Raw genomic sequence first — 19,622 nt, 5'->3', positions numbered from 1 at the left:
GACTTCTGATCGGACCTCGATCCCGCTCGCGCCTTTTCGCATTGCCTCGACAAGAACGCTGAACAAATTCGTCAACGACTGCCGCGTCCCCGCTCACATTGGGAGATGTGCCATGGCTGCATCGGACTGGCGTCTCGAAGGCGAATGGATGAAGAATTGCAATTGCGCGTTTGGCTGCCCCTGCGATTTCAATGCTCTACCGACCCGCGGCTATTGCAAAGGCATGGTCGGCATGCGGATCACGACGGGGCATTTTGAGGGCGTCAAGCTCGATGGCCTTTGTTTTGCGGTCGTGGTGGATTTCCCCGGCGCGCTGCATCAAGGTAACGGCAAGATGCAGCCCATCGTTGACGAACGCGCCACACCGGAGCAGCGACAGGCGCTGTTCAATATTCTGTCGGGCAAGTATTCGGCCGAGGGCACGCTGTTCCACATCTTCAGCCTGATCGTGACGACCATTCACGATCCGATTTTCGCGCCGTTCGAATTTTCCTTCGACAGGGATGGTCGTGTCGCAAAACTCGTCGCCGGCGAGGTGCTCGAGACCGAGGTGGAGCCGATCAAGAATCCCGTGACCGGTGCTCCACATCGAGTTCAAGTGGTCATGCCCGAGGGCTTCGAGCACAGGGCTGCCGAGATTGCGTCCGCCAACATTCGCTCGACCGGCGCGATCCAGTTCGAGACCCAGGGCACGCACAGTTCGCTCGCCAATGTGGTGCAGACGCCCGAGGGCGTCGCGGCGTGATGCGGCGCTGACATCGGGGCCGCACCTCGGTGTCAGCTCGTCATCTTCCGGGAGCGCGACACGCGCGTCGCGAAGGATGAAGGTCCGGCTCCCCGATTCGTCACTGCGCTGGCGGGCCAACCTATGCACGGGCGCGCGATACTGGAACATCTGCTCCACCGCGATCGCTTGATCGTCGCGATCGGGACCGCCGTCGTGGCGGCGCTCGCCTGGGTCTATCTCATGGGCGGCGCCGGCATGGACACCGACATGATGGCCGAGATGCCGGACATGGCCCCGATGCCGTGGACGCTGCGCTCTGCCGCGCTGCTGTTCGCGATGTGGTGGGTGATGATGATCGCGATGATGGCGCCGAGCGCGGGGCCTACGGTCCTGTTGTATGCGACGATCCGGCACAAGGACGAGACTGCATCCCGCGCAACAATCGATGCCTGGATCTTTCTCGCCGGATACCTCGTGACATGGGCTGGGTTCAGTCTCGCTGCCGTCCTGGCACAATGGGCACTTGAACGCCTCGGCCTCCTGTCGATGGCGATGGCAAGCACCAGCGCGGTTCTGGGCGGCGTCATCTTGCTAGCCGCGGGGCTTTACCAGTTCACGCCGCTCAAGCGCGCCTGCCTGCGGTACTGCGAGAGCCCGCTGTTGTTTCTCAGCCGGCATTGGCGGCCCGGCACGCGCGGGGCATTCCGCATGGGGCTGCGCCACGGCAGCTACTGCGTCGGCTGCTGTTGGTTTCTGATGGCCTTGCTGTTTGTCGGCGGCGTGATGAACCTGGTCTGGATCGTCGGCCTCATGCTCTATGTCGCCGGCGAGAAGCTGCTGCCGTTCGGCCGAAGATTGAGCTATGCGGCAGGCGGGATCCTCATCCTGTCCGGCGCAATCGTTCTCGCGCATGCGGTGTGAGGCCCGAAGACCGCGAGCGCTGCTGAACCGCGATGAGACCGGGATGAATCGTCATCGCGCTTTGGATGTTTGTTTGAGGATGATCCTTTCGGAAAACCGCTGCGCACTTTCTCTGGATCGTGCACTAAGATACCGCACTCTTGCAGACGGGCGTCTGAAACGCATCAGCTTTGACGGGCAAATATCAACTGCCCCACGTCGATCTTTCCGGCCCTGAACCCTGCCTCGCAATAGCACAGATAATATTCCCACAGCCGGCGGAAGGGCTCGTCGAACCCGAGCGAGGTCAGGTCGCCCCATGCCCTGCCGAAGTTCTCGCGCCAGAGTGCGATCGTCTTTGCATAGTCTTGTCCAAACACACGCTCGCGAATGACAGGCACCTCGAAGCGTTCGCCAAGCGAGCGCAGGATATTCGTCGAGGGAAGCATCCCTCCCGGAAAGATGTACCTCTGGATGAAGTCCACGCGCTGCCGATAGCTGTCAAAGAGCTCGTCGCGGACCGTGATGGCCTGGATGCCTGCCAGACCGCCCGGCTTGAGCCGCCGGTTCAGCTGATTGAAGTATGCTGGCCAGAATTGCTCGCCGACGGCCTCGATCATCTCGATGGAGGCGATGCGGTCGAAATGGCCTTCCTGGTCGCGATAATCCTGCAACCGGACCTGGACCTTTTCGGCGAGCCCAGCTTCGTGGATTCGTCGACGAGCAAATTCGTGCTGCTCCTTGCTGATGGTCAGGGCCACCACGCTCGCACCGTAAGTCTTCGCGGCAAACTCGGCAAAGCCGCCCCAACCGCATCCGATCTCGAGCACGCTCTGACCGGGCCGCAATTCGATGGCTTTCGCCAGTTGTTCGTATTTGTGATGTTGAGCAGCGGGCAGGTCGGCCGTCTCGGCCGGGAACAGAGCCGACGAGTAGGTCATGCTCGAATCGAGCCACGCAGCGAAGAACTCGTTTCCAAGATCGTAATGCGAATGGATGTTGTGCCTCGACCCCTGTCTCGTGTTCCGGCGCAGTCGATGAAGCATCCGCCGGCAGAACCGGACCAGCATGTTCCCGGCAAAGGCACTGTCGACCAGCTCTTCGTTGAGACAGAACACGTAGAGAAGCTGGGTGAGATCGGGCGTGGTCCAATCGCCTCGAATGTAAGCCTCGGCCATGCCGATGTCGCCACCCATGACGAGGCTGCGCGCGAACCTGTAGTTGTTGAGCTCGATGGTGGCCGACGGACCCGGAAGCCGGCCGCGCAACGTGACGGTTCTCTGGTCGGGAAGGCGCACATGAACCGTGCCGTACCTGATCTGCGATGCAAGGCGCAGTGCCAGTCGGGCAAGGAATGGGACACCATCGAATTGAACGGCCTGACGCGTGGCTGCGAGGTCCATGGTTTAAATCTCGCGTTGTTTCAAACGGGGCAGGTACGGAGCACCTTTCAGCCAAAGCCGCATCGCTTCCCAGTGGATGGCTGCGATCACCTTGAAAGTCAGGAAGGGCAGACCGAACAGCGCCGCCAATAGCGAGTGGCTGGTCAGAGGGTGGCGTCGTCCGCGGAACGCTGCCGCAAACATCGCGCCCTGCTCGCTCGTCTGCAGGATTCTGACCCTCACATCTTGCTCGGGCGGAGAAATGCTGAAGCGGTATTGCGTCTCCATTTCCATGAAAGGTGAAACGTAAAACTCCTTCGCCTGGCTTTGTCGTACTGTACAGCCTGATCGCGCATCGTGCACGGGCAGGATGTAGGAATGCATCTCTCCGAAGGTGTTGCGGACCTCGTATATCAACAGCGCGAGATCGCCGGACGCGCCATAGCAGAAATAGACCGAAAGCGGGTTGAACACGTAGCCCAAAACCCGGGGATAACAGAGAAGGAGAATGCGGCCTCCGGAGAGATCGATGCCACGCTCCGCTGCCAGTCCTCGGACGTGCCGGCCGAGGCACGGGCTCTTGCCTTCACCGTGATCGCGCTCGTGGAAGCTGAAGAGTGCTGCTCGATTGACGCCAAACAGCCTGGACTGACGGTTTGCTTCGTTCAAGCGATCGAGATCGATCAGCAGGCTCATCACGCGGTAGCTGAACCTGTGCTGCACGGGCCGCCATCGCGCGTGCATCACTTTTCCCCAGTAGAGCGCGGCGGGCGCTATCGCATTTTCCGCTCTCGTCGGGTTCGTTAGGACCATCGTGCTACTCGGCTGCTTGGACGAGCAAGGGGGCCGACCGACGCCATGGAACCTCGCCGCCGAGCGCCTCGGCAACGGAGATGCCTGACTGCAAGCCGTCCTCATGAAAGCCGTAGCCGGTCCACGCGCCGCAGAACCACGTCCGGCGGCGCCCCTGAATTGCGGGGAGCCGTCGCTGTGCCGCGAACGCTGTCAGGTCGTATTGCGGATGGGCGAAGCTGAATTTTCCAAATGTCAGATGGGCCGCCGGCTCGAAAGGCGGGTTGAGACTGACGAACAATGGCTTGCTGTCGTCTATGCCCTGCAGCCGGTTCATCCAATAGGTCACTGCCACGTCGTTCTGGACAGGCGTTTGTCGTGGCCATCGCAGGAAGTTCCAGGATGCCCATGCCTGGCGGCGCCTGGGCATGAGATTGCGATCGCGGTGCAGATAAACGGTGTTCGGGGCATACCTGATCGCGCCGAGAATGGACCTTTCCTGGGCGTCGGCATCCGGCAGCGCCGCCAGGGCCTGATCGCTATGGCAGGCCATGACGACGGCATCGTAGGTCTCTACACCGCCATGAGTGTCGCGGACCGTCACGCCATGCTCCGATCGATGGATCGACGTCACTGCACAGCCTAGCCGAATGTTGTCCTTGAACATAGCGGTGAGCTTGTCGACATAGCGCCGGCTGCCCCCGTCCACGGTACGCCAGCGCGGCCGGTCCAGATGCAGGAGCCGATGGTTGTCGAAGAAGGCGACGAAGTTCTCCGCCGGAAAGGACATAATGTCGGCCGACGAGGACGACCAGATGGCCGCCCCCATCGGTCCGAGATAATCGGAGAACAGACGCGGGCCGAATGATTCCTTGCGCAGATACTCGCCCAGCGTCAGGTTGTGCAGCCGGCCGGCGCGCAAGTCTGCCGCGCTCTGCCTGTTGAAGCGCAGGACCTCGGCCAGCATGCGAAAATAGGATGGCGATCCGAGATTGCGCGGTTGTGCAAACAGACCGCAAACAGTTTGCAGAAAGGTCTCGCCGCCACCCCGCCATTCGAACCGACCGTGATCGGCGGACATGGCGAAGCTCATGCAAGTCTCGACGGTCCTCACGCCCAGCCGCGCGAACAGCGCCGTCAATTGCGGATAGTTCGCCTCGTTGAACACGATGAAGCCGACATCGACGTCAACGGCCTCGCCATCGTAGTCGACGCGAACGGTATGGCTATGTCCGCCCGGGCGCAGCTCGCGCTCGTACAACGTCACCGCATGGCGTTTCGACAGGAGCCACGCGGCGGCATTGCCGGCAATTCCCGTCCCGATCACGGCCAAACGCATGCTCTGTCGCCCCCAACTGGATATCGCCAATACGGTACTTGAAACGGTCGTTATGCAGGGAAACGTTCGGCGGGACGGCGCGGATCACCTTGCGGATCATCGGCCAGCCCGCCGCCGCAGGCGAAACCAGTTCCTGCAGCGGACGTATCGAGGAGACGTCAACTCTGGTGATGGCATGGTTTTGGTGCATGTTCAGGCATTAGGCGGCATTGCGCTGGCCCTTTGTCTCCTGATGGGACTGGCTTGGGTCGTTCAGCAGCGCACCGGAAATTCCGGATGGGTGGATGCAATCTGGTCCTACGCGACCGGCCTCGTTGGCGCGGGCGCCGCCCTGTGGCCTCTCGATGCCGGGGCGTCGGCACGCCAGGTGCTTGTCGGGAGCCTCGTGCTGCTTTGGTCGGTGCGCCTAGGGACGCACATTGCGCGCCGGGCCGCGGCAGGCATCGACGATCCACGATATGCGAACTATGCGCGTCAATGGGGGGCTGCGGCTCCTCGCCGGATGTTCCTTTTCCTGCAATCGCAGGCGCTGGTCTCAGTGCCGTTGCCGTTCGCCGTCTTCCTCGCGGCGCACGCTCCCGAGCCCGGATTGCGACTGCAGGACTACGCCGGAGCCGTCATTCTTCTGGCAGCCGTCGCAGGCGAGGCATTGGCGGACCGGCAATTGCGCCGGTTCAAGCTCTGCCCCTCCAACGCCGGACTCGTCTGCGATGCTGGCCTTTGGCGCTGGTCGCGCCATCCGAACTATTTCTTCGAATGGCTGGGGTGGTGGGCCTACCCGATCATCGCGTTGTCGTCCGGATATGCATGGGGGTGGGCCAGCCTAGCGGCGCCGGCGATCATGTACTGGATACTCGTGCATGTGACGGGGATACCCCCGCTCGAGGAGCAGATGCTGCAATCGCGCGGCGACCGGTATCGGGAGTATCAGGCACGTACCAGTGCATTCTTCCCGTGGCCGCCGAAACAGGCACATTGATGGCCGGTGGTGTTGACTGCACGCAAGCGGGCGTGAGTGTGCGGATATGATCCGGCGTGGCTCGCCGGTCGTTAATCCGGTGCCGGGTTCGACAAGCCGGGCAGATGCAATCGGACGGGAACGCGGACATGAATCTTCTCTTCACCTATCTTTCGGTAGGTTTGACCTTCGTTGCGATCGACATGGTCTGGCTGAAGATCATGGTTGAAAGGCTTTACCGGCCGGTGCTGGGCGATATGTTGCGGGCCGAGCCCAATCTGGCGGCCGCTGCAGCATTCTACTTGCTGTATCCCATCGGTTTGATCTGGTTCGCCGTGCTGCCCGCGCAGCAAGACGGGAGTGCGCTGCGCGCTTTCACGTCCGGCGTGATGCTCGGCTGCTTCAGCTATGCGACCTATGATCTCACCAATCAGGCGACCCTGCGGAATTGGTCGACCGGGCTGACACTAGCGGATGTTTTCTGGGGATCGTTTCTCGCCGGTGTCAGTGCCTGGATCGGATTTCTCGTCGCTCGGAAGCTGGCACACTGAGCGGAGAGTAAGCGCGACAGGCCGAGCTAGGGGTAACTTCGCCCTCCGAGCTGATCGAACGTGTCTCTCGTTTCGGCGATCTTGTCGGACAAGGATCTGAATGCGCTTTGAGCCTGCAGCTTCGCATCTTCGTCGAGCAGGAGGAAGGCGAGATCGACCAGTTGATCGCTCATGCGCTCCATGGCAGCAAGCATCTGATCGAGGCCGGCTCCGGGATCTCCGGCTCCGACACGTTCGACATCTCTCAAAACCGCTTCGAGCCGTGCGATCGAAGAGACGAGCCGGTCCCCGCGATCGGGCTCCGGAAACGCGATGATCTCTGCAGCCATGCGCGTTCTCCGGCTTCAGGCCGCGGCCGATGCCGCAAGGCAATCCTTGCGCACCGCCAGAATGGTTCGGTGAAGCCAGGTCTTGATGGTGCCGACCGGCACTCCGAAGCGTCGTGACAGGCTGGCCCGACTCTCGCCTTCGAGATAAGCCAGAGCCACCAGCTTGCGGCGATCTTCCGGCAAACGAGCCAACGCCCCGCGCGCAATCGGTTCTGCGCTGGCGTAGTCGAAATCCTCGCTCGATGACGGGCCGGCTCCCGCCGGAACCAAAAGCGCTTCGTTCAATTCGTAAGTTGCTTGCCTTCTGGTCCGCCGATGATCGATTGCGGTATTCCGGACGATTGCGGCCATCCAGGCCATCGCCGGGGCGCGTTCGGGATCGAACCGGTCAGCCTTCCGCCAGATCTTCAGGAAGGTTTCCTGGAGGATGTCGTCGACCTCGTGAGGCGGGGATCCAACGGCCAGCGCTATCCTGCGCAGCCGATCTCGTGTCAACGTGTGGAGCTCTGCGAAGGCACGTGTCTCGCCCGCGGAAACGCGTGCCAGCAATTCGGGCAGCCTCTCGCTCGGCACCTGACTCGCCAGGCTTGAACCGGCCATGTCCTGTCTCCCTTGCGTCTGTATCGAAACGCTCGGGGCACGGGTCCGGATCACTTTGCAGGGGAAGGACTCTCGAGAATCAAAGCCGCACGAACGGCCCGATCAGTCGGCCGAGAAAACCGTTCATGCGCAGGTCGCCGGTCATCGCGACCAAGCAGACGCATGGGCCTTCGTCGCCGACGATGGGACGATGCTCGATCTCGTCATCACCGTAATCGAAATCACCAGGACCAAAGCGTCCGCCCTCGTGACTGAAGCTGCCCTCGAGCACGAGGGTCAGTTCGGTGCCGGTGTGAGTGTGTTCGAGCATGCGTGAGCCTGGCGCGGACCGAAGCAGAAAGGCGCGCGCCTTGCCCGAACTGGACAGCTCGATCGGCCGCATGCTTAGACCCGGCGCGATGCGCCGGCGCTTGCCGATGCGATACTTTCGCAGTGCCGGCGGAAGATCATGATTGGCGTCGGACGAGAGGGGCGGCGCCGCTTCGTCTTCCGGAGAGCTGTCAATTCGTGACATCACACGGTCGAACGCATCTGGCGCGATCGGCACCGGCTCGACATCCTCCAGCGCTGCTCCCGCAAGCTGCTCTATGGCCTGCACAAAGCGGGCGCACCGCGTGCAACCTGCCACATGCACTCCTACGACCAGCTGATGGGCCTCTTCCAGCTTGCCAGCCGCGAAATCGGCCAGAAGATCTTCAGGCGGATGGTGGCTGATCGTCATGCTTCTTCGTCCAATATGTCTCTCAACCGGTTCATCGCCAGCCTGATCCGCGACTTGACCGTTCCGAGCGGAATACCAAGCTGGCTCGCGATTTCAGGGTGCGCCCTCTCCTCGATGAACGACAGCCTCACCACCATGGATTGTTCTGTCGAGAGTTGCTTGATGGCGGACTCGATCCGTGCGGCATCTTGCACCCGCGAAATGACGGCATCTGCCGATTCGGCCGGATCTGGTGCATCGGACAGCTCGGGATCGGCATGCAGACGGTCTGCCCGCGCTCTGCGACGGAACAAATCGATCCGCAGATTGCGCGCGATCGTAAATATCCAGGCCGCCGCGCCCGCTGTCGCAGGATCGAAAAGGCTCGCCTTCCGCCACACGGCGATCATCGTGTTTTGGGCGATCTCCTCCGCTTCGTCGGGGCTGCACCCGGCTTTCTGCATCAGTCCCTTGATGCGAGGCGCGAAATGCTCGAATAACCGCTTAAAAGCGGCCCGGTCACCGTGAGAGGCGACGCGCCCGATCAAGTCAGCCCAATCCACCTTTGCCTTCGGCCCTTTGCTCGCACCAATGGACAGCCGCGCCTCACCCCGCCGGGGCACGCGAGCTTCAGCCCGGATTGGCACATCTATAGCCCGGATAGCAGCGATCATGGCGCCTCGACAAGCGATCTCCGAGGCTGAGAACGAGCGGGAACAGGCCCCAGATCACTGTGAAAAGCCCAATTGTTGGTTCCGAACCGGATGCTCTGTATCCCCCCATCCTGGCACTCCGCTTGCTCAGTCAGGAGCCAAGCCAAGGTCTCGGCAAGTAGGCCGTTTCAGGTTGAGGCAAGTGATGCAGAAAATGTCCCGTTCTGGTGCTGCCGGTGAACTCCGGCTCGATGCATTGATCGCCGATTTGTGGTGGCGCGTTCGGCTCCTGAACACCGACATCCTCGAGGAGGAAGCTCGGGCCAGGGTGTCCGACGTGAACCAGCCGACCTATCCGCTGCTCGCGCTCAACCTGCGCACAAGACGCGACAACCTGGTGTCGACGATCGGCGTGCTCGAGCAGCGCGCGAGAGCAATGTCGGAAGCGGCTTGAGGGCAGTCTCCGGGCCGGCGGCCGCGCCACGCCGCGGGTCGTCGGCGCACGGGATGCAACGAGCATCGTCGCATGGCTCGAATGCCTCCGGCGCTTGTCGGGGCATGAGTTGAATTCACGCCGTGCCTGGCTGTGATATTGCTGGCCCTCTGCAATCCCGCGAGGCCTCCATGCTCCCCATTCCCGCCGACATCTTCACCGAGCCGGAGGACGTGTCGCCCGACGGCCTTGCCAATCTCGGCCCGCTGCGGCGGCTGGCCGGCACCTGGCAGGCGGACAAGGGCATCGACATCAATCCGAAGGCGGAAGGGCCGGAGCGGCGAACCTTCATCGAGCGCATCCGCATGGACCCCATCGATCCGCAGGCCAACGGGCCGCAGCTGCTGTACGGTCTGCGCTATCACATTCACATCAACACGCCCGAGGAAGACATCACCTTCCACGACCAGGTCGGCTATTGGCTGTGGGAGCCCGCGACGGGGCTGATCATGCAGACGCTGGCGATCCCGCGCGGGCAGGTGCTGCTGGCCTCGGGCAAGGCCGGGCCGGATGACAGGACAATCGCGGTCACGGCCAAACGCGGCGACACCGCTTACGGGATCTGCTCGACCGACTTCCTGGAACAGGCCTTCCGCACCGATGCTTACCGCTGCGACATCAACTTCAACGATGACGGCAGCTGGACCTATCTGATCCAGACCGAGTTGTTCGTGCGCGGCGCGCCGTTCAATCATCGCGACACCAACACGCTCCAGCTCGTCGCGCCGCCAAAGCTCAATCCGCTGGCGGTGATCGTCAATGATCGCGCCAAAGAGAATGCAGCAGCTGGCGGTGGATCCGCCGCCTGAGCGCTATCCGGAGAATTGCATGAAGCCGTATGTCATCTGTCTGATGCACTCCAGCCTTGACGGCCGCACGCATCCGAGCCGCTGGCGTCCGAAGGGGGCAGGCACGGATTGGTTCGAGAAGGTCCATGACGAGCTTGGCGGCGATGCCTGGGTGATCGGCCGCGTCACCGGGGCGGAGTTCGCCAAGGGCAAGCCCTATCCCCCGACGGAGGCAACGTTCCCGCGCGAGAACTGGTTTGCGCGGCGCGATGCGAAGACCTATGGCGTGGTGCTCGATGCACAGGGCAAGATCGGCTGGGGGCGCTCGGACATCGGCGGCGACCCGATCGTGGTCGTGCTGACCGAGCGTGTGCCGGATTCGTATCTCGCCGGCCTTCGCGGCGAGGGCGTGTCCTACATCTTTGCCGGCAAGTCCGAGATCGACCTGGGGCTGACGCTGGACATCCTCGCCCGCGAGCTCGGCGTGAAGCGTCTGCTGGTGGAGGGCGGCGGCGTCGCCAACGGCGCGTTCCTGCGCGCCGGTCTCATCGACGAATTCAATCTGATTCTCAGCCCGGCAATCGACGGCGCAAAAGGCGCACCCTTCGTGTTCGACTCGACAGAGGCGGACAGCGACCGGCGTGCGCCGATCACCGCGATGACGCTGGAGAGCACGCGCGAGCTCGGCGGCGGCGTCCTGCTGCTGCGATATCTGATCAAGAACGATCCACAAGCAGCGAGCCGGTAAGCGCGGCATGTCGGATCCATCCGAGCACATCGTCATTGTCGGCGCCGGCGCGGCCGGCCTGATGGCGGCGCGCGAGTTGGCGCGTGCCGGCCGGAAGGTGACGATCCTGGAGGCACGCCAGCGCTGTGGCGGCCGCATTCATCCGCTGCCGGCCTCGGAGTTCGGCTATCCCGCCGATGGCGGCGCTGAATTCGTTCATGGCGAGGCGCCGGTCACGCGCGCACTCCTGCGCGACGCCGGGCTGGCCCTTCAGGAGATCGAAGGCGAGCAGTGGAGCTTTGACGGGACGAGGCTCTCGCGCGAGGATCGCCGCGATCTTCATGAGGCAGAGCTTCAAGCCACGCTGCGGGGCTTGAAGGACGATCTCGTGGTCGCCGATTTCCTGCGCCGGCATTTTGCCGGGGACGACTATGCGCCGATGCGCCATTCGATCGAACGGATGGTCGAGGGTTATGATGCGGCCGACCCCGAGCGCGCGTCCACGCTGGCGCTGCGCGCGGAATGGATGGATAGCGGACATGCTCCGCAGGCGCGGATCGACGGCGGATACGGCGCCATGATCGATGTGCTGGCGGCCGACTGCCGCAGGCACGGCGCGACCATCCGCCTCGGCTGCGTCGTGTCGGCGATCGCGGAGGAGGGCGGCGCGGTGACCGTTCGCTGCGCCGGCGGTGATGTGCACGCCTGTGATCGCGCGATCCTCACCGTGCCGCTGCCGCTGCTGCGCGAGATCGCGCTGCCGGCGGAGGCGCGCGCGAAGCTTGCCGCAGCCGACGACATCGGCTTCGGTAACGTCATCAAGATCCTGCTGCGCTTCGCGCGGCCATGGTGGCACGAGCGCAAGGAAAATCTCGCGGACATGACCTTCCTCTTGTCCGACCAGGCGATCCCGGTGTGGTGGACGCGCTATCCGGACCCGCGCCCCGTGCTCACGGGCTGGTTCGGCGGCCCGCGCACGGCGGAGCTGGAAAGCCTCGATCCGCAGGGACTGGTCGATGCCGGGCTCGGCTCGCTCGCCGCCGTGTTCGGCCTGCCGCGCGATGACATCGCGCGCGAGCTCGTGGCGGCGGCAGCGATCAACTGGGCGCATGATCGCTTCGCGCGCGGCGCCTATTCGTGGGCGACGCCGCGGACGCGGGAGGCACAAGCGATCCTCGCACGTGCCGACGGGCGCGTGCTGTTTTCGGGTGAAGCGCTCTATCGCGGCCGCGATATGGGCACGGTCGAGGCAGCGCTCGCGAGTGGGCTGGAGACGGCGGAGAGAATCTTGCAGGGATAACGGAAAGGCCCGCATTTCTGCGGGCCTTTGGTCTTACCAGCGTCCGCCGCCGAAGCTGAACGTCACGCCGGGACCGCCGCCATAATAGCCGTACGGTCCGCCGCCGTAATAGCCTTGGTGCCGCGGATAGTAGCCGTAGCTTCTGTAATGGGGCCGGTAATGGCCGTGATGATGCCGCCAATGATGATTGTGACCGTGCCAGCGATGGTGCCTGCGGTGCGCGCTGATGTCGGTGGACTGGCTTTCCTGCGCGGTCTGCTTGGCGCTTCCGCTGCCCGCCGCGTTGGCCGACGATCCGCCGGCAAACGCCGCAGCACCGAGGGCAATCGCGGCAATGAGATACTTCATGTCGTCACTCCAGTTGAATGTCGTATGACAACACATGGGTGCCGGCTGCGTTCCAGCCAGTGCGGGCGTCGAAACGACGCAGCGCGTGATGTGCGACGTCACGCGAATGATCGTGTGTCGTGGGATGTATTGTCGCATCACCGGCGCTCATCGCGCCGCCGCCATCACTTCGCCGCGAATGTTGCGATCACCTCGTCTGTAGTGACGATGCGCGCGAATTCGCCGTTGAGATTCGACAGCGTCATTGCGTGGATTTCCTCGGCGGAATGCGCCTCGCCGTCGGGCCCGATGCGGTCGAACGTCCAGGTCGCATCGCGCACCAGGCACGCATCGAAGCCGAGATTGCCGGCCATCCGCGTCGTCGTGTCGACGCAATGATTTGTGGTGGCGCCGCAGATGACGAGCGTGGCGATGTTGCCTGCGCGCAGGCGCGTCTCGAGATCGGTGCCGATGAAGGCGCTGTTGACGCGCTTGACGATCACCGGCTCGCCGTCCTGCTCGCGCGCCTCGTCCTTGACCGCGTAGCCGGAACGCGATGGCAGAAACGACGAATCCGGCTTCGTGCCTTCGTGGCGGATGTGGAAGATCGGCGCGCGGTTCGCCCTGAAGGCCTTCAGCAGATCGACGATGCGCGTCACCGCATCCGGATTGTTGCGCCGCTTGCCCGCCGCCTCCCATTCGTCGAATGCCCGCTGGACGTCGATGACGATGAGGGCGGGGAGGGAGGCGGTCATGATCGGAGCTTTCGTGCGGGCCGTTGAAGCGAATATGCGAGCCGGTCAGGGAAGCGCAATGCCAATCTTCCCTCGTTTCGCGACAGTTTCCGTGCCCCGGACGCAGCGTAGCGTTTCTTCGACGGCGCGTTGCAGAGCCGGGGCCCATGTTTCGAGGTGCGTCTGCGCTGCATGGGTCTCCGGCTCTGCGGAGCAGCGCTACGCGCTGCACCGCGTGCGGGACATCAGAACGGCTACGCGGGTTGCGGGAATTCTTTCTATGGATGCGGATCGGGAAAGCCGTGACGCTCGGAAAGCGCGGCGAGGATCGCGTCTTTGTCGGCGATGAAGGCGCGGCCATGATGGCTGCCGGTCTGGTGCGGCGAAGTCGCCCCAGTCGCGAGCACGAGCAGCGGCAGCGATTGGTTCTCCTCGCCGACCAGCGCGATCACCGCTTGTCGCGGTCGTGGCCAGGGGATCCGCTCGACATCGAGCTTCTCGGCGAGCGCCGGAAACGAGGCCAGCACGCCCTCGATCAGCGCGCAATGCCAGCAATAGAATCGGCGCCCCGGAAAGGTCGGGTCCTCGAAGCCGGGACCCAGCAGAAACAGGCGGTCGCGCGTCATGGGTCGCTCCGAAGCATGGCCGCCTTGCTGAGGATCAAGGCGGCACGGTCTGGCCGGCCTAGTGTCGAGGCCCCAAATGGTTGGGGATCGATAGGATTAAGAAAGGACGCCATGCCGGGGCCGATCAGTCAACCGCAGTCACTCGCTGACGTGACGACGCTGCCGGAGCTCTTGCGCTGGCGCGTCCGTGCGACGCCGGCGGCGGAGGCCTATCGCCATTTTGACGGCGCTGCCGGACGCTGGGTCAGCCAGTCATGGCAGGAAATCGATGCGGAGTTCGAACGCTGGCGGCGGGCGCTGGCGGCTGAGGGCTTTTCGGCCGGCGAGCGCGTCGCCATCCTGATGCCGAACGGCATTCCGCATGTCGCGATGGATCAGGCGGCGCTGTCGCGCGGGCTCGTTCCGGTGCCGATGCATGCCGTCGACAACCCCGACAGCATCGCCTACATCCTCGCCGATTCCGGTGCGCAACTGCTGTTCGTGGATACGTTGTCGCGCTGGCAGGCGATCACCTCCACTGGCCAGCCGCTCGACCATCTCAAGCGCATCGTCTGCGCGGATGCGGCGGGGCTCAGTGCTGCCGATGCTCCTATCGTCGCGCTCGACCGCTGGCTCGCGGAGCCCCGAAGCGCCAGCGCGCCGCTGGCCGACGTCGCGGTCGAGCCGGGCGATCTTGCCGCCATCGTCTACACTTCGGGCACGACCGGCCGGCCCAAGGGCGTGATGCTGTCGCATGGCAACATCGTCGCCAACGTGAAGGCCGTCGCGCGGCGCATCGCGGCCGTGCCGAACGACGTCTTCTTGTCCTTTCTGCCGCTCTCGCACACCTTCGAGCGTACCGGCGGCTATTATTATCCGATCGCGGTGGGGGCCTGCGTCGCCTATGCGCGCTCGGTTTCGCAGCTCGGGGAAGACCTGAAAATCGTACGGCCGACGGTGCTGGTCTCGGTGCCGCGCATCTATGAGCGCATCTACGCCCTCATCATGCAACATCGCGCGGCGGCCGGCGGCGCAGAACGCGCGCTGCTCGATCTTGCGCTTGCCGTCGGGGGCCGACGCTTCGATGCGCGGCAGGGGCGGGGCTTGCCGACGCTGTTCGACCGGCTCGCCTGGCCGCTCCTGAAGCGTTTCGTCGCCGACAAGGTGCTGGCCCAGTTCGGCGGCCGCCTGCGCGTTGCGGTCTCCGGCGGCGCTCCGATTGCCGAGCCGGTCATTCGCCTGTTTCTAGCGCTTGGGCTCGACGTCCTTCAGGGCTACGGCATGACCGAGACCTCGCCAGTCGTTTCCGTCAATACGCCCGACGACAACGATCCGTCCTCGGTCGGCCGCGTCCTGGACGGTATAGAGGTCAGGCTCGGCGAGCTCGACGAACTGCTCGTGCGCGGGCCGAGCGTGATGCTCGGCTACTGGCACAGGCCGGAGGAGACGCGCAGGGTCAAGCAGGCCGATGGCTGGCTGCACACTGGCGATCAGGCCCGCATCGAGAGCGGGCGCATCACCATCACCGGCCGCATCAAGGACATCCTGGTCACTTCGACCGGCGAGAAGATCGCGCCGGTGGATCTGGAGACCGCCATCCTCGCCGATCCCTTGTTCGAGCAGGCACTGGTGATCGGCGAACAGCGGCCGTTCCTCGCCGCGTTGGTCGTGCTGAACGCAAAAGCCTGGGTGCAGGAGAAAGAAAGGCTCGCGGCGAGCGGCAAGCAAGGCGCCGCGGCGGAACGGGCCGCTCTGCTGGCCAGAATAGCGGCCGCCGTGAAGGCCTATCCGTCCTACGCGACGCCGCGCGCGGTATGGTGGACGCTGGATCCGTGGACCATTGCTGGCGGCCTGCTCACGCCAACGCTGAAGAACAAGCGTCCCGCGCTCGAGCGCCGCTTCGCCGCCGAGATCGAGCAGATCTACGCCAAGAAGCCGGTGCCGATAACGTCGACGTGATTTCGCCTCCGGTCGCCCTTGATCCAGCGCAACTTCGGCCGCCGCTGCCCGATGCAATGTGGCCGCGACATTCGAAATGCAATCGAGGCAGATCATGAAGGCCTATTTCATCGGCGGCGGCATTGGATCGCTCGCAGGCGCGGCATTCCTCGTTCGCGATGCGCAGCTGCCGGGGCGCGACATCGTGATTTACGAGGCGCTGCCGCTGGTCGGCGGCAGCCTCGACGGCGCGCAGCTCGCGAACGGCGCCTATTCGCTGCGCGGCGGGCGCATGCTCACCACGGACCATTACGAATGCACCTGGGATCTGCTCTCGAGCATTCCCTCGCTCGAACATCCCGGCCTCAGCGTGCGCGACGAGACCATCGCCTTCAACGAAGAGAACCCGGCGCATTCCCGCGCGCGTCTGATCGACCGCAACCGCTTCAAGGTCGACGTCTCGCACATGGGCTTCTCCGCGCGCGACCGGATCGAGCTGCTGCGGCTCACCGAAGCTTCGGAGGAGACGCTCGGCAATAGCCGCATCACCGACTGGCTGTCGCCCGGATTCTTCGAGTCCAATTTCTGGTACATGTGGCAGACCACCTTCGCCTTCCAGCCCTGGCACAGCGCGGTCGAGCTGAAGCGCTATCTGCACCGCTTCATGAGCGAGTTTCCGCGCATCGAGACGCTCGGCGGCGTCAAGCGCACCGTCTACAATCAGTATGACGCGATCGTGCGGCCGCTCGCCGACTGGCTCAAGCGCCAGGGCGTGCAGTTCGTGCGCGGCACGCGCGTAACCGACATGGCGTTCGAGGCCGACGGCGCGCGCATGCGCGTGCGCCAGCTCACGCTCGACCGCGACAGCCGTACCGCCAACGTCCGGGTCGACGACGGCGATCTCGTCTTCTTCCAGAACGGGTCGATGACGGATGCTTCGAGCCTGGGCACGATGACCGAGCCGCCGCCGCGCCTGACCAAGGCCGACAGCCAGGGCTGGGCACTGTGGGAGACGATCGCGCAAGGGCGTCCCGAATTCGGCAATCCGTCCGCGTTCAACAGCTCGATCCCCGAATCCTACTGGCTGTCCTTCACCGTCACCTGCCGCGATCCACGGTTCTTCGACCGGATGGAAGCGTTCTCTGGCAACAGGGCCGGCACCGGCGGTCTCGTCACGTTCAAGGACTCCAACTGGCTGATGTCGGTCGTGCTCTATCACCAGCCGCATTTCACGGGCCAGCCGAAGAACGTGCAGGTGTTCTGGGGCTATGCGCTGCATCCCGACCGCATCGGCAATTTCGTGGCAAAGCCGATGTCGGATTGCGGCGGCGCCGACATCCTGAAGGAGCTCTGCGGTCACCTGAACTTCGATCCCGCCGTGTTCGAGGATGCGATCTGCATTCCCTGCCGCATGCCTTACATCACCAGCATGTTCATGCCGCGCAAGGCGGCCGACCGGCCGCTGCCGGTCCCCGAAAATTCCATCAATCTCGCGTTCGTCAGCCAGTTCGTCGAAATCCCCGATGACGTCGTGTTCACCGTCGAATATTCGGTGCGTGCGGCGCAGATGGCGGTCTATCGGCTCATGAAGATCGATCGCCCGGTGCCGCCGGTGACGCGGCACGACAAGTCGCTCGCCGTGATCTTCGCGACGCTGGAAAAGGCGTTTGCGTGATGGCTACTTGAACGGGTCCTGGATCGACGGCGCCGACTGGCGGATGCGGCGCACGCTGACCGGCGTGCCGTCGGAGACGAACAAGAGCTCGTATTTCCGGCCTTGGTTGTCGGTCGCCGAGCAGGTGACGTCGTTCACCTTCCTGGCGGCGAAATTGCCGGTCTGGCGGCAGACACCGGTGGAGGTCTGCTCGGCCGGCACCGGCAGGCCGTCGACCCTGGGGCGGTCCTTTGAGTTCAGCAGCATGCGGTCGATCGGCAGCTCGTAGGAATTGTCGTCGGCGCGCTTGCCGTTCTCCCCGGAAAACGACACGACGTGGCTGTCATCGGAGGGATTGTCGACAGCGACCGCGAAATTGACCCGGCCCTTGTCGCCATGGGCGTAGGCCACCGTCTTGCAAGCATAGGTGCGGCCTGCGACCTTGAACGTCTTGCAGTGGCCGGAGATCAGCGCCAGGAGGTCGATGAAGGCGTTCTGCTGCGGCTGCGGATTGTTGACCGGAATGGGTCCAGAAGTCTCGGCAAAACAAGGACTTGCCAAGACCATGATCAGGGCGGTGAGGACCGGTCGGCAGAGGCGCATCGTCGGACTCGTGTGCCAGGGGGCCGTGGCGGCGGACAATGTCCGTCCGACAACCATCGAACCGCAAATTGGTTGCGATCCCGTTTGCTCCGCAATTCCCGCCTGGAATACCACCGCGTCACCCCCGACGGCGCTTTGCCCAAATTGCCCAACCCGTATGGTCGGCACATGCCATCAGGGCAGTGTTTTTTTCGTGGCGGCGCTAGCCTGTCGCCGCCTGCCAGCGCGAATCCCGAAGCGAGGGCCGGCGGTGCAGGCGGGCATCCAGCAGGGCGCGGGCGCGGGGCAGCTCACCGCTGCGCATGAGCGCGACGATAAAGGTGTCCTCGATCAGCTCGCGCTGGGCATGGCTGCCGCCGATGCGCACGACCTCGCCGAGGACCGGCGCGAGCATCTGGACGCAAGTCCGGAAATCGTCATCGGCGAAAGCCAGGAGCGCGAGGCAGATTGCCGGTACCACGGGACCGGCGGGCAGCTTGCCGTCAGCGAGCCGCTGCGCGATCGCCCCAAGGCGCGCGGCGAGCGCCTCGCGGTTTTGCGTGGCGGCCGCGAACAGCGCCATGTGGACGTCGGCAAAGGACAGGCTCGACTTCGGAAACAGCTTTTGCGCGGCAGCATCAGCCTCGCGCCACAGCGCTTTCGGCACGGCATGGCCGTAGGCCGACAGGCGCCAGAGCAGCGAGGCGCTGTCGGTGACGACGTTGAGCGGCGGCGCCTGCGTGGCGGAGGGCTGAAGCACGTCGGCATAGATCGACAGCGCCCGCGCCGCATCGCCATGCTCGAGCGCGCCGAGCGCCTGGTGCCAGCGGATATGGCTGTGCAGGATTCCGGCGCGGTCGTAAGTGGGGATCCATTCGTCGACGAGGCGGTCGGCTGCATCGATCGAGCCGTCCTCGAACATCGCATGCAGCACCGCGTGTGCGGCATGGGCGTTCTGCCGGCGCAGATTGAAGCCGCGCTCGGTGACGGCGCGGCCGCGCACGACGTCGCCATTCTCCGTCATCGCCCAGCCGGACATGGTGAGGAACCACCAGTCCTCACCATAATGCCGCGCGACGCGCTCGCAGAGCTCGTGCCGGGCGCGATCGTGGTCGGCCATGCCGGAGAATGCGAACAGGCCGAACGCGCCGAGCGGCAGCGACAGTACCACGGCGTCGCGCGGCCATGCGTCGATGTGCTTCAGCGTCGATGCGATCGCCTCGGGCAGCCGGCCCTCGATCGCGAGCGCCAGCGTCTCGACATGCGAGCGCTCGCGCGCGGTGCCGCGCTTCGCCACCAGCTCGCGCGCGAGCGCCGCCTTCTGCCGCGCGAGATCGCCCTGCTGGTAGAAGGCATGCACGCGGGCGCGGGCGATATGGGGAAGTGCGAAATCCGGGTCGGTCGCGATCGCGCGATCCAGCGTCTCCGCCGTGCCGGTCCAGCCCGCGAGCATGAGGTCGATGCCCTCGCGATAGGCGCTTGCTGCCTCATGCGAGGAGGTGGAGAGCGGCAGGCCGTAGCGGTCTTCAAGCGGCATCGTCGT

General features: G+C 64.3%; 22 protein-coding genes. 10 read left to right on the top strand and 12 right to left on the bottom strand.

Annotation, left to right across the window (positions count from 1 at the left end):
* The first annotated feature begins 112 nt into the window (after positions 1-112).
* Positions 113-745 carry a DUF1326 domain-containing protein gene (locus ACM42_RS06445; protein ID WP_271527109.1) on the top strand — a complete coding sequence of 211 codons (633 nt, stop codon included), beginning with the start codon at positions 113-115 and terminating at the stop codon, positions 743-745.
* A 123-nt stretch (positions 746-868) separates the two neighbouring features.
* Positions 869-1,648 (top strand): DUF2182 domain-containing protein, encoded by a 780-nt coding sequence (locus ACM42_RS06440; protein WP_271527108.1) that lies wholly within the window; start codon positions 869-871, stop codon positions 1,646-1,648.
* Between the two features lie 164 nt (positions 1,649-1,812).
* Here the strand turns inward: ACM42_RS06440 and ACM42_RS06435 are convergent, their stop codons facing one another.
* From ACM42_RS06435 to ACM42_RS06425, 3 genes are read right to left on the bottom strand one after another with little or no spacing between them, the layout of a single operon-like run.
* Positions 1,813-3,030: an SAM-dependent methyltransferase gene (locus ACM42_RS06435; protein ID WP_271527107.1), complete on the bottom strand. Its 1,218-nt coding sequence runs from the start codon at positions 3,028-3,030 to the stop codon at positions 1,813-1,815.
* Between the two features lie 3 nt (positions 3,031-3,033).
* A complete protein-coding gene (locus ACM42_RS06430; RefSeq protein WP_271527106.1) occupies positions 3,034-3,822 on the bottom strand; it encodes a DUF1365 domain-containing protein in 789 nt (262 codons plus the stop codon).
* Between the two features lie 4 nt (positions 3,823-3,826).
* Positions 3,827-5,140, bottom strand: a complete 1,314-nt coding sequence (locus ACM42_RS06425; RefSeq protein ID WP_271527105.1) for an NAD(P)/FAD-dependent oxidoreductase — start codon at positions 5,138-5,140, stop codon at positions 3,827-3,829.
* A gap of 175 nt (positions 5,141-5,315) precedes the next feature.
* Here ACM42_RS06425 and ACM42_RS06420 point away from each other — a divergent pair, with 175 nt between their 5' ends.
* Both ACM42_RS06420 and ACM42_RS06415 read left to right on the top strand, forming a co-directional pair.
* Positions 5,316-6,119 carry a DUF1295 domain-containing protein gene (locus ACM42_RS06420; RefSeq protein ID WP_271527453.1) on the top strand — a complete coding sequence of 268 codons (804 nt, stop codon included), beginning with the start codon at positions 5,316-5,318 and terminating at the stop codon, positions 6,117-6,119.
* A 128-nt stretch (positions 6,120-6,247) separates the two neighbouring features.
* Positions 6,248-6,649: a DUF2177 family protein gene (locus ACM42_RS06415; protein ID WP_271527104.1), complete on the top strand. Its 402-nt coding sequence runs from the start codon at positions 6,248-6,250 to the stop codon at positions 6,647-6,649.
* Positions 6,650-6,675: 26 nt separating this feature from the next.
* Here the strand turns inward: ACM42_RS06415 and ACM42_RS06410 are convergent, their stop codons facing one another.
* The 4 genes from ACM42_RS06410 to ACM42_RS06395 are packed head-to-tail and all read right to left on the bottom strand — an operon-like array spanning position 6,676 to position 8,841.
* Entirely contained in the window at positions 6,676-6,978 is a 303-nt protein-coding gene (locus ACM42_RS06410) for a hypothetical protein (protein WP_271527103.1), read from the bottom strand.
* 15 nt (positions 6,979-6,993) lie between these two features.
* On the bottom strand, positions 6,994-7,632 hold the full coding sequence (locus ACM42_RS06405; RefSeq protein WP_333921319.1) for an RNA polymerase sigma factor: 639 nt from the start codon (positions 7,630-7,632) through the stop codon (positions 6,994-6,996).
* 25 nt (positions 7,633-7,657) lie between these two features.
* On the bottom strand, positions 7,658-8,299 hold the full coding sequence (locus tag ACM42_RS06400; RefSeq protein WP_271527102.1) for a ChrR family anti-sigma-E factor: 642 nt from the start codon (positions 8,297-8,299) through the stop codon (positions 7,658-7,660).
* Entirely contained in the window at positions 8,296-8,841 is a 546-nt protein-coding gene (locus ACM42_RS06395; RefSeq protein ID WP_271527451.1) for a sigma-70 family RNA polymerase sigma factor, read from the bottom strand. Before ACM42_RS06395 ends, ACM42_RS06400 begins: the two co-directional genes overlap by 4 nt.
* Before the next feature lie 304 nt (positions 8,842-9,145).
* Between ACM42_RS06395 and ACM42_RS06390 the strand changes: the two genes are divergently transcribed.
* The 4 genes from ACM42_RS06390 to ACM42_RS06375 all read left to right on the top strand — a co-directional run bounded on the left by ACM42_RS06390 (position 9,146) and on the right by ACM42_RS06375 (position 12,239).
* Positions 9,146-9,385: a hypothetical protein gene (locus tag ACM42_RS06390; RefSeq protein ID WP_442868895.1), complete on the top strand. Its 240-nt coding sequence runs from the start codon at positions 9,146-9,148 to the stop codon at positions 9,383-9,385.
* A 170-nt stretch (positions 9,386-9,555) separates the two neighbouring features.
* Positions 9,556-10,233, top strand: coding sequence for an FABP family protein (locus ACM42_RS06385; RefSeq protein ID WP_271527100.1), 678 nt, complete (start codon positions 9,556-9,558; stop codon positions 10,231-10,233).
* A gap of 19 nt (positions 10,234-10,252) precedes the next feature.
* Positions 10,253-10,960: a RibD family protein gene (locus ACM42_RS06380; RefSeq protein WP_271527099.1), complete on the top strand. Its 708-nt coding sequence runs from the start codon at positions 10,253-10,255 to the stop codon at positions 10,958-10,960.
* Positions 10,961-10,967: 7 nt separating this feature from the next.
* Positions 10,968-12,239 carry a flavin monoamine oxidase family protein gene (locus ACM42_RS06375; protein WP_271527098.1) on the top strand — a complete coding sequence of 424 codons (1,272 nt, stop codon included), beginning with the start codon at positions 10,968-10,970 and terminating at the stop codon, positions 12,237-12,239.
* Between the two features lie 33 nt (positions 12,240-12,272).
* On the opposite strand, the gene ACM42_RS06370 is transcribed toward ACM42_RS06375, so the two are convergent.
* The 3 genes from ACM42_RS06370 to ACM42_RS06360 form a co-directional block, all read right to left on the bottom strand.
* Positions 12,273-12,587 carry a hypothetical protein gene (locus ACM42_RS06370; protein ID WP_271527097.1) on the bottom strand — a complete coding sequence of 105 codons (315 nt, stop codon included), beginning with the start codon at positions 12,585-12,587 and terminating at the stop codon, positions 12,273-12,275.
* Between the two features lie 164 nt (positions 12,588-12,751).
* Positions 12,752-13,321, bottom strand: a complete 570-nt coding sequence (locus tag ACM42_RS06365) for a cysteine hydrolase family protein (RefSeq protein ID WP_271527096.1) — start codon at positions 13,319-13,321, stop codon at positions 12,752-12,754.
* Positions 13,322-13,578: 257 nt separating this feature from the next.
* A complete protein-coding gene (locus ACM42_RS06360; protein ID WP_271527095.1) occupies positions 13,579-13,926 on the bottom strand; it encodes a DUF3088 domain-containing protein in 348 nt (115 codons plus the stop codon).
* Positions 13,927-14,037: 111 nt separating this feature from the next.
* Here ACM42_RS06360 and ACM42_RS06355 point away from each other — a divergent pair, with 111 nt between their 5' ends.
* Together ACM42_RS06355 and ACM42_RS06350 are read left to right on the top strand one after the other, a co-directional pair.
* Entirely contained in the window at positions 14,038-15,864 is a 1,827-nt protein-coding gene (locus ACM42_RS06355; RefSeq protein ID WP_271527094.1) for an AMP-dependent synthetase/ligase, read from the top strand.
* Between the two features lie 76 nt (positions 15,865-15,940).
* Positions 15,941-17,518, top strand: coding sequence for an oleate hydratase (locus ACM42_RS06350; RefSeq protein WP_271527093.1), 1,578 nt, complete (start codon positions 15,941-15,943; stop codon positions 17,516-17,518).
* Positions 17,519-17,521: 3 nt separating this feature from the next.
* On the opposite strand, the gene ACM42_RS06345 is transcribed toward ACM42_RS06350, so the two are convergent.
* Both ACM42_RS06345 and ACM42_RS06340 read right to left on the bottom strand, forming a co-directional pair.
* Positions 17,522-18,100: a hypothetical protein gene (locus tag ACM42_RS06345; protein WP_271527092.1), complete on the bottom strand. Its 579-nt coding sequence runs from the start codon at positions 18,098-18,100 to the stop codon at positions 17,522-17,524.
* A gap of 202 nt (positions 18,101-18,302) precedes the next feature.
* A complete protein-coding gene (locus tag ACM42_RS06340) occupies positions 18,303-19,616 on the bottom strand; it encodes a tetratricopeptide repeat protein (protein WP_271527091.1) in 1,314 nt (437 codons plus the stop codon).
* Positions 19,617-19,622 lie beyond the last annotated feature (6 nt).

The sequence above is a fragment of the Bradyrhizobium sp. CCBAU 25338 genome (assembly GCF_028128965.1).
Classification (GTDB): domain Bacteria; phylum Pseudomonadota; class Alphaproteobacteria; order Rhizobiales; family Xanthobacteraceae; genus Bradyrhizobium; species Bradyrhizobium liaoningense.
Note: the sequence above shows the minus strand (reverse complement) of the source record. Positions and strands in the feature narration are given on the sequence as shown.

What these genes read in the sequence shown, in the direction of transcription:
- ACM42_RS06340 (WP_271527091.1), bottom strand. Translation starts at nt 19,616, where the DNA reads ATGCCGCTTGAAGACCGCTACGGCCTGCCGCTCTCCACCTCCTCGCAT.
- ACM42_RS06410 (WP_271527103.1), bottom strand. Translation starts at nt 6,978, where the DNA reads ATGGCTGCAGAGATCATCGCGTTTCCGGAGCCCGATCGCGGGGACCGG.
- ACM42_RS06380 (WP_271527099.1), top strand. Translation starts at nt 10,253, where the DNA reads ATGAAGCCGTATGTCATCTGTCTGATGCACTCCAGCCTTGACGGCCGC.
- ACM42_RS06415 (WP_271527104.1), top strand. Translation starts at nt 6,248, where the DNA reads ATGAATCTTCTCTTCACCTATCTTTCGGTAGGTTTGACCTTCGTTGCG.
- ACM42_RS06350 (WP_271527093.1), top strand. Translation starts at nt 15,941, where the DNA reads ATGCAATCGAGGCAGATCATGAAGGCCTATTTCATCGGCGGCGGCATT.
- ACM42_RS06375 (WP_271527098.1), top strand. Translation starts at nt 10,968, where the DNA reads ATGTCGGATCCATCCGAGCACATCGTCATTGTCGGCGCCGGCGCGGCC.
- ACM42_RS06440 (WP_271527108.1), top strand. Translation starts at nt 869, where the DNA reads ATGCACGGGCGCGCGATACTGGAACATCTGCTCCACCGCGATCGCTTG.
- ACM42_RS06390 (WP_442868895.1), top strand. Translation starts at nt 9,146, where the DNA reads ATGTCCCGTTCTGGTGCTGCCGGTGAACTCCGGCTCGATGCATTGATC.
- ACM42_RS06360 (WP_271527095.1), bottom strand. Translation starts at nt 13,926, where the DNA reads ATGACGCGCGACCGCCTGTTTCTGCTGGGTCCCGGCTTCGAGGACCCG.
- ACM42_RS06425 (WP_271527105.1), bottom strand. Translation starts at nt 5,140, where the DNA reads ATGCGTTTGGCCGTGATCGGGACGGGAATTGCCGGCAATGCCGCCGCG.
- ACM42_RS06420 (WP_271527453.1), top strand. Translation starts at nt 5,316, where the DNA reads ATGGTTTTGGTGCATGTTCAGGCATTAGGCGGCATTGCGCTGGCCCTT.
- ACM42_RS06365 (WP_271527096.1), bottom strand. Translation starts at nt 13,321, where the DNA reads ATGACCGCCTCCCTCCCCGCCCTCATCGTCATCGACGTCCAGCGGGCA.
- ACM42_RS06355 (WP_271527094.1), top strand. Translation starts at nt 14,038, where the DNA reads ATGCCGGGGCCGATCAGTCAACCGCAGTCACTCGCTGACGTGACGACG.
- ACM42_RS06400 (WP_271527102.1), bottom strand. Translation starts at nt 8,299, where the DNA reads ATGACGATCAGCCACCATCCGCCTGAAGATCTTCTGGCCGATTTCGCG.
- ACM42_RS06385 (WP_271527100.1), top strand. Translation starts at nt 9,556, where the DNA reads ATGCTCCCCATTCCCGCCGACATCTTCACCGAGCCGGAGGACGTGTCG.
- ACM42_RS06430 (WP_271527106.1), bottom strand. Translation starts at nt 3,822, where the DNA reads ATGGTCCTAACGAACCCGACGAGAGCGGAAAATGCGATAGCGCCCGCC.
- ACM42_RS06435 (WP_271527107.1), bottom strand. Translation starts at nt 3,030, where the DNA reads ATGGACCTCGCAGCCACGCGTCAGGCCGTTCAATTCGATGGTGTCCCA.
- ACM42_RS06345 (WP_271527092.1), bottom strand. Translation starts at nt 18,100, where the DNA reads ATGCGCCTCTGCCGACCGGTCCTCACCGCCCTGATCATGGTCTTGGCA.
- ACM42_RS06370 (WP_271527097.1), bottom strand. Translation starts at nt 12,587, where the DNA reads ATGAAGTATCTCATTGCCGCGATTGCCCTCGGTGCTGCGGCGTTTGCC.
- ACM42_RS06445 (WP_271527109.1), top strand. Translation starts at nt 113, where the DNA reads ATGGCTGCATCGGACTGGCGTCTCGAAGGCGAATGGATGAAGAATTGC.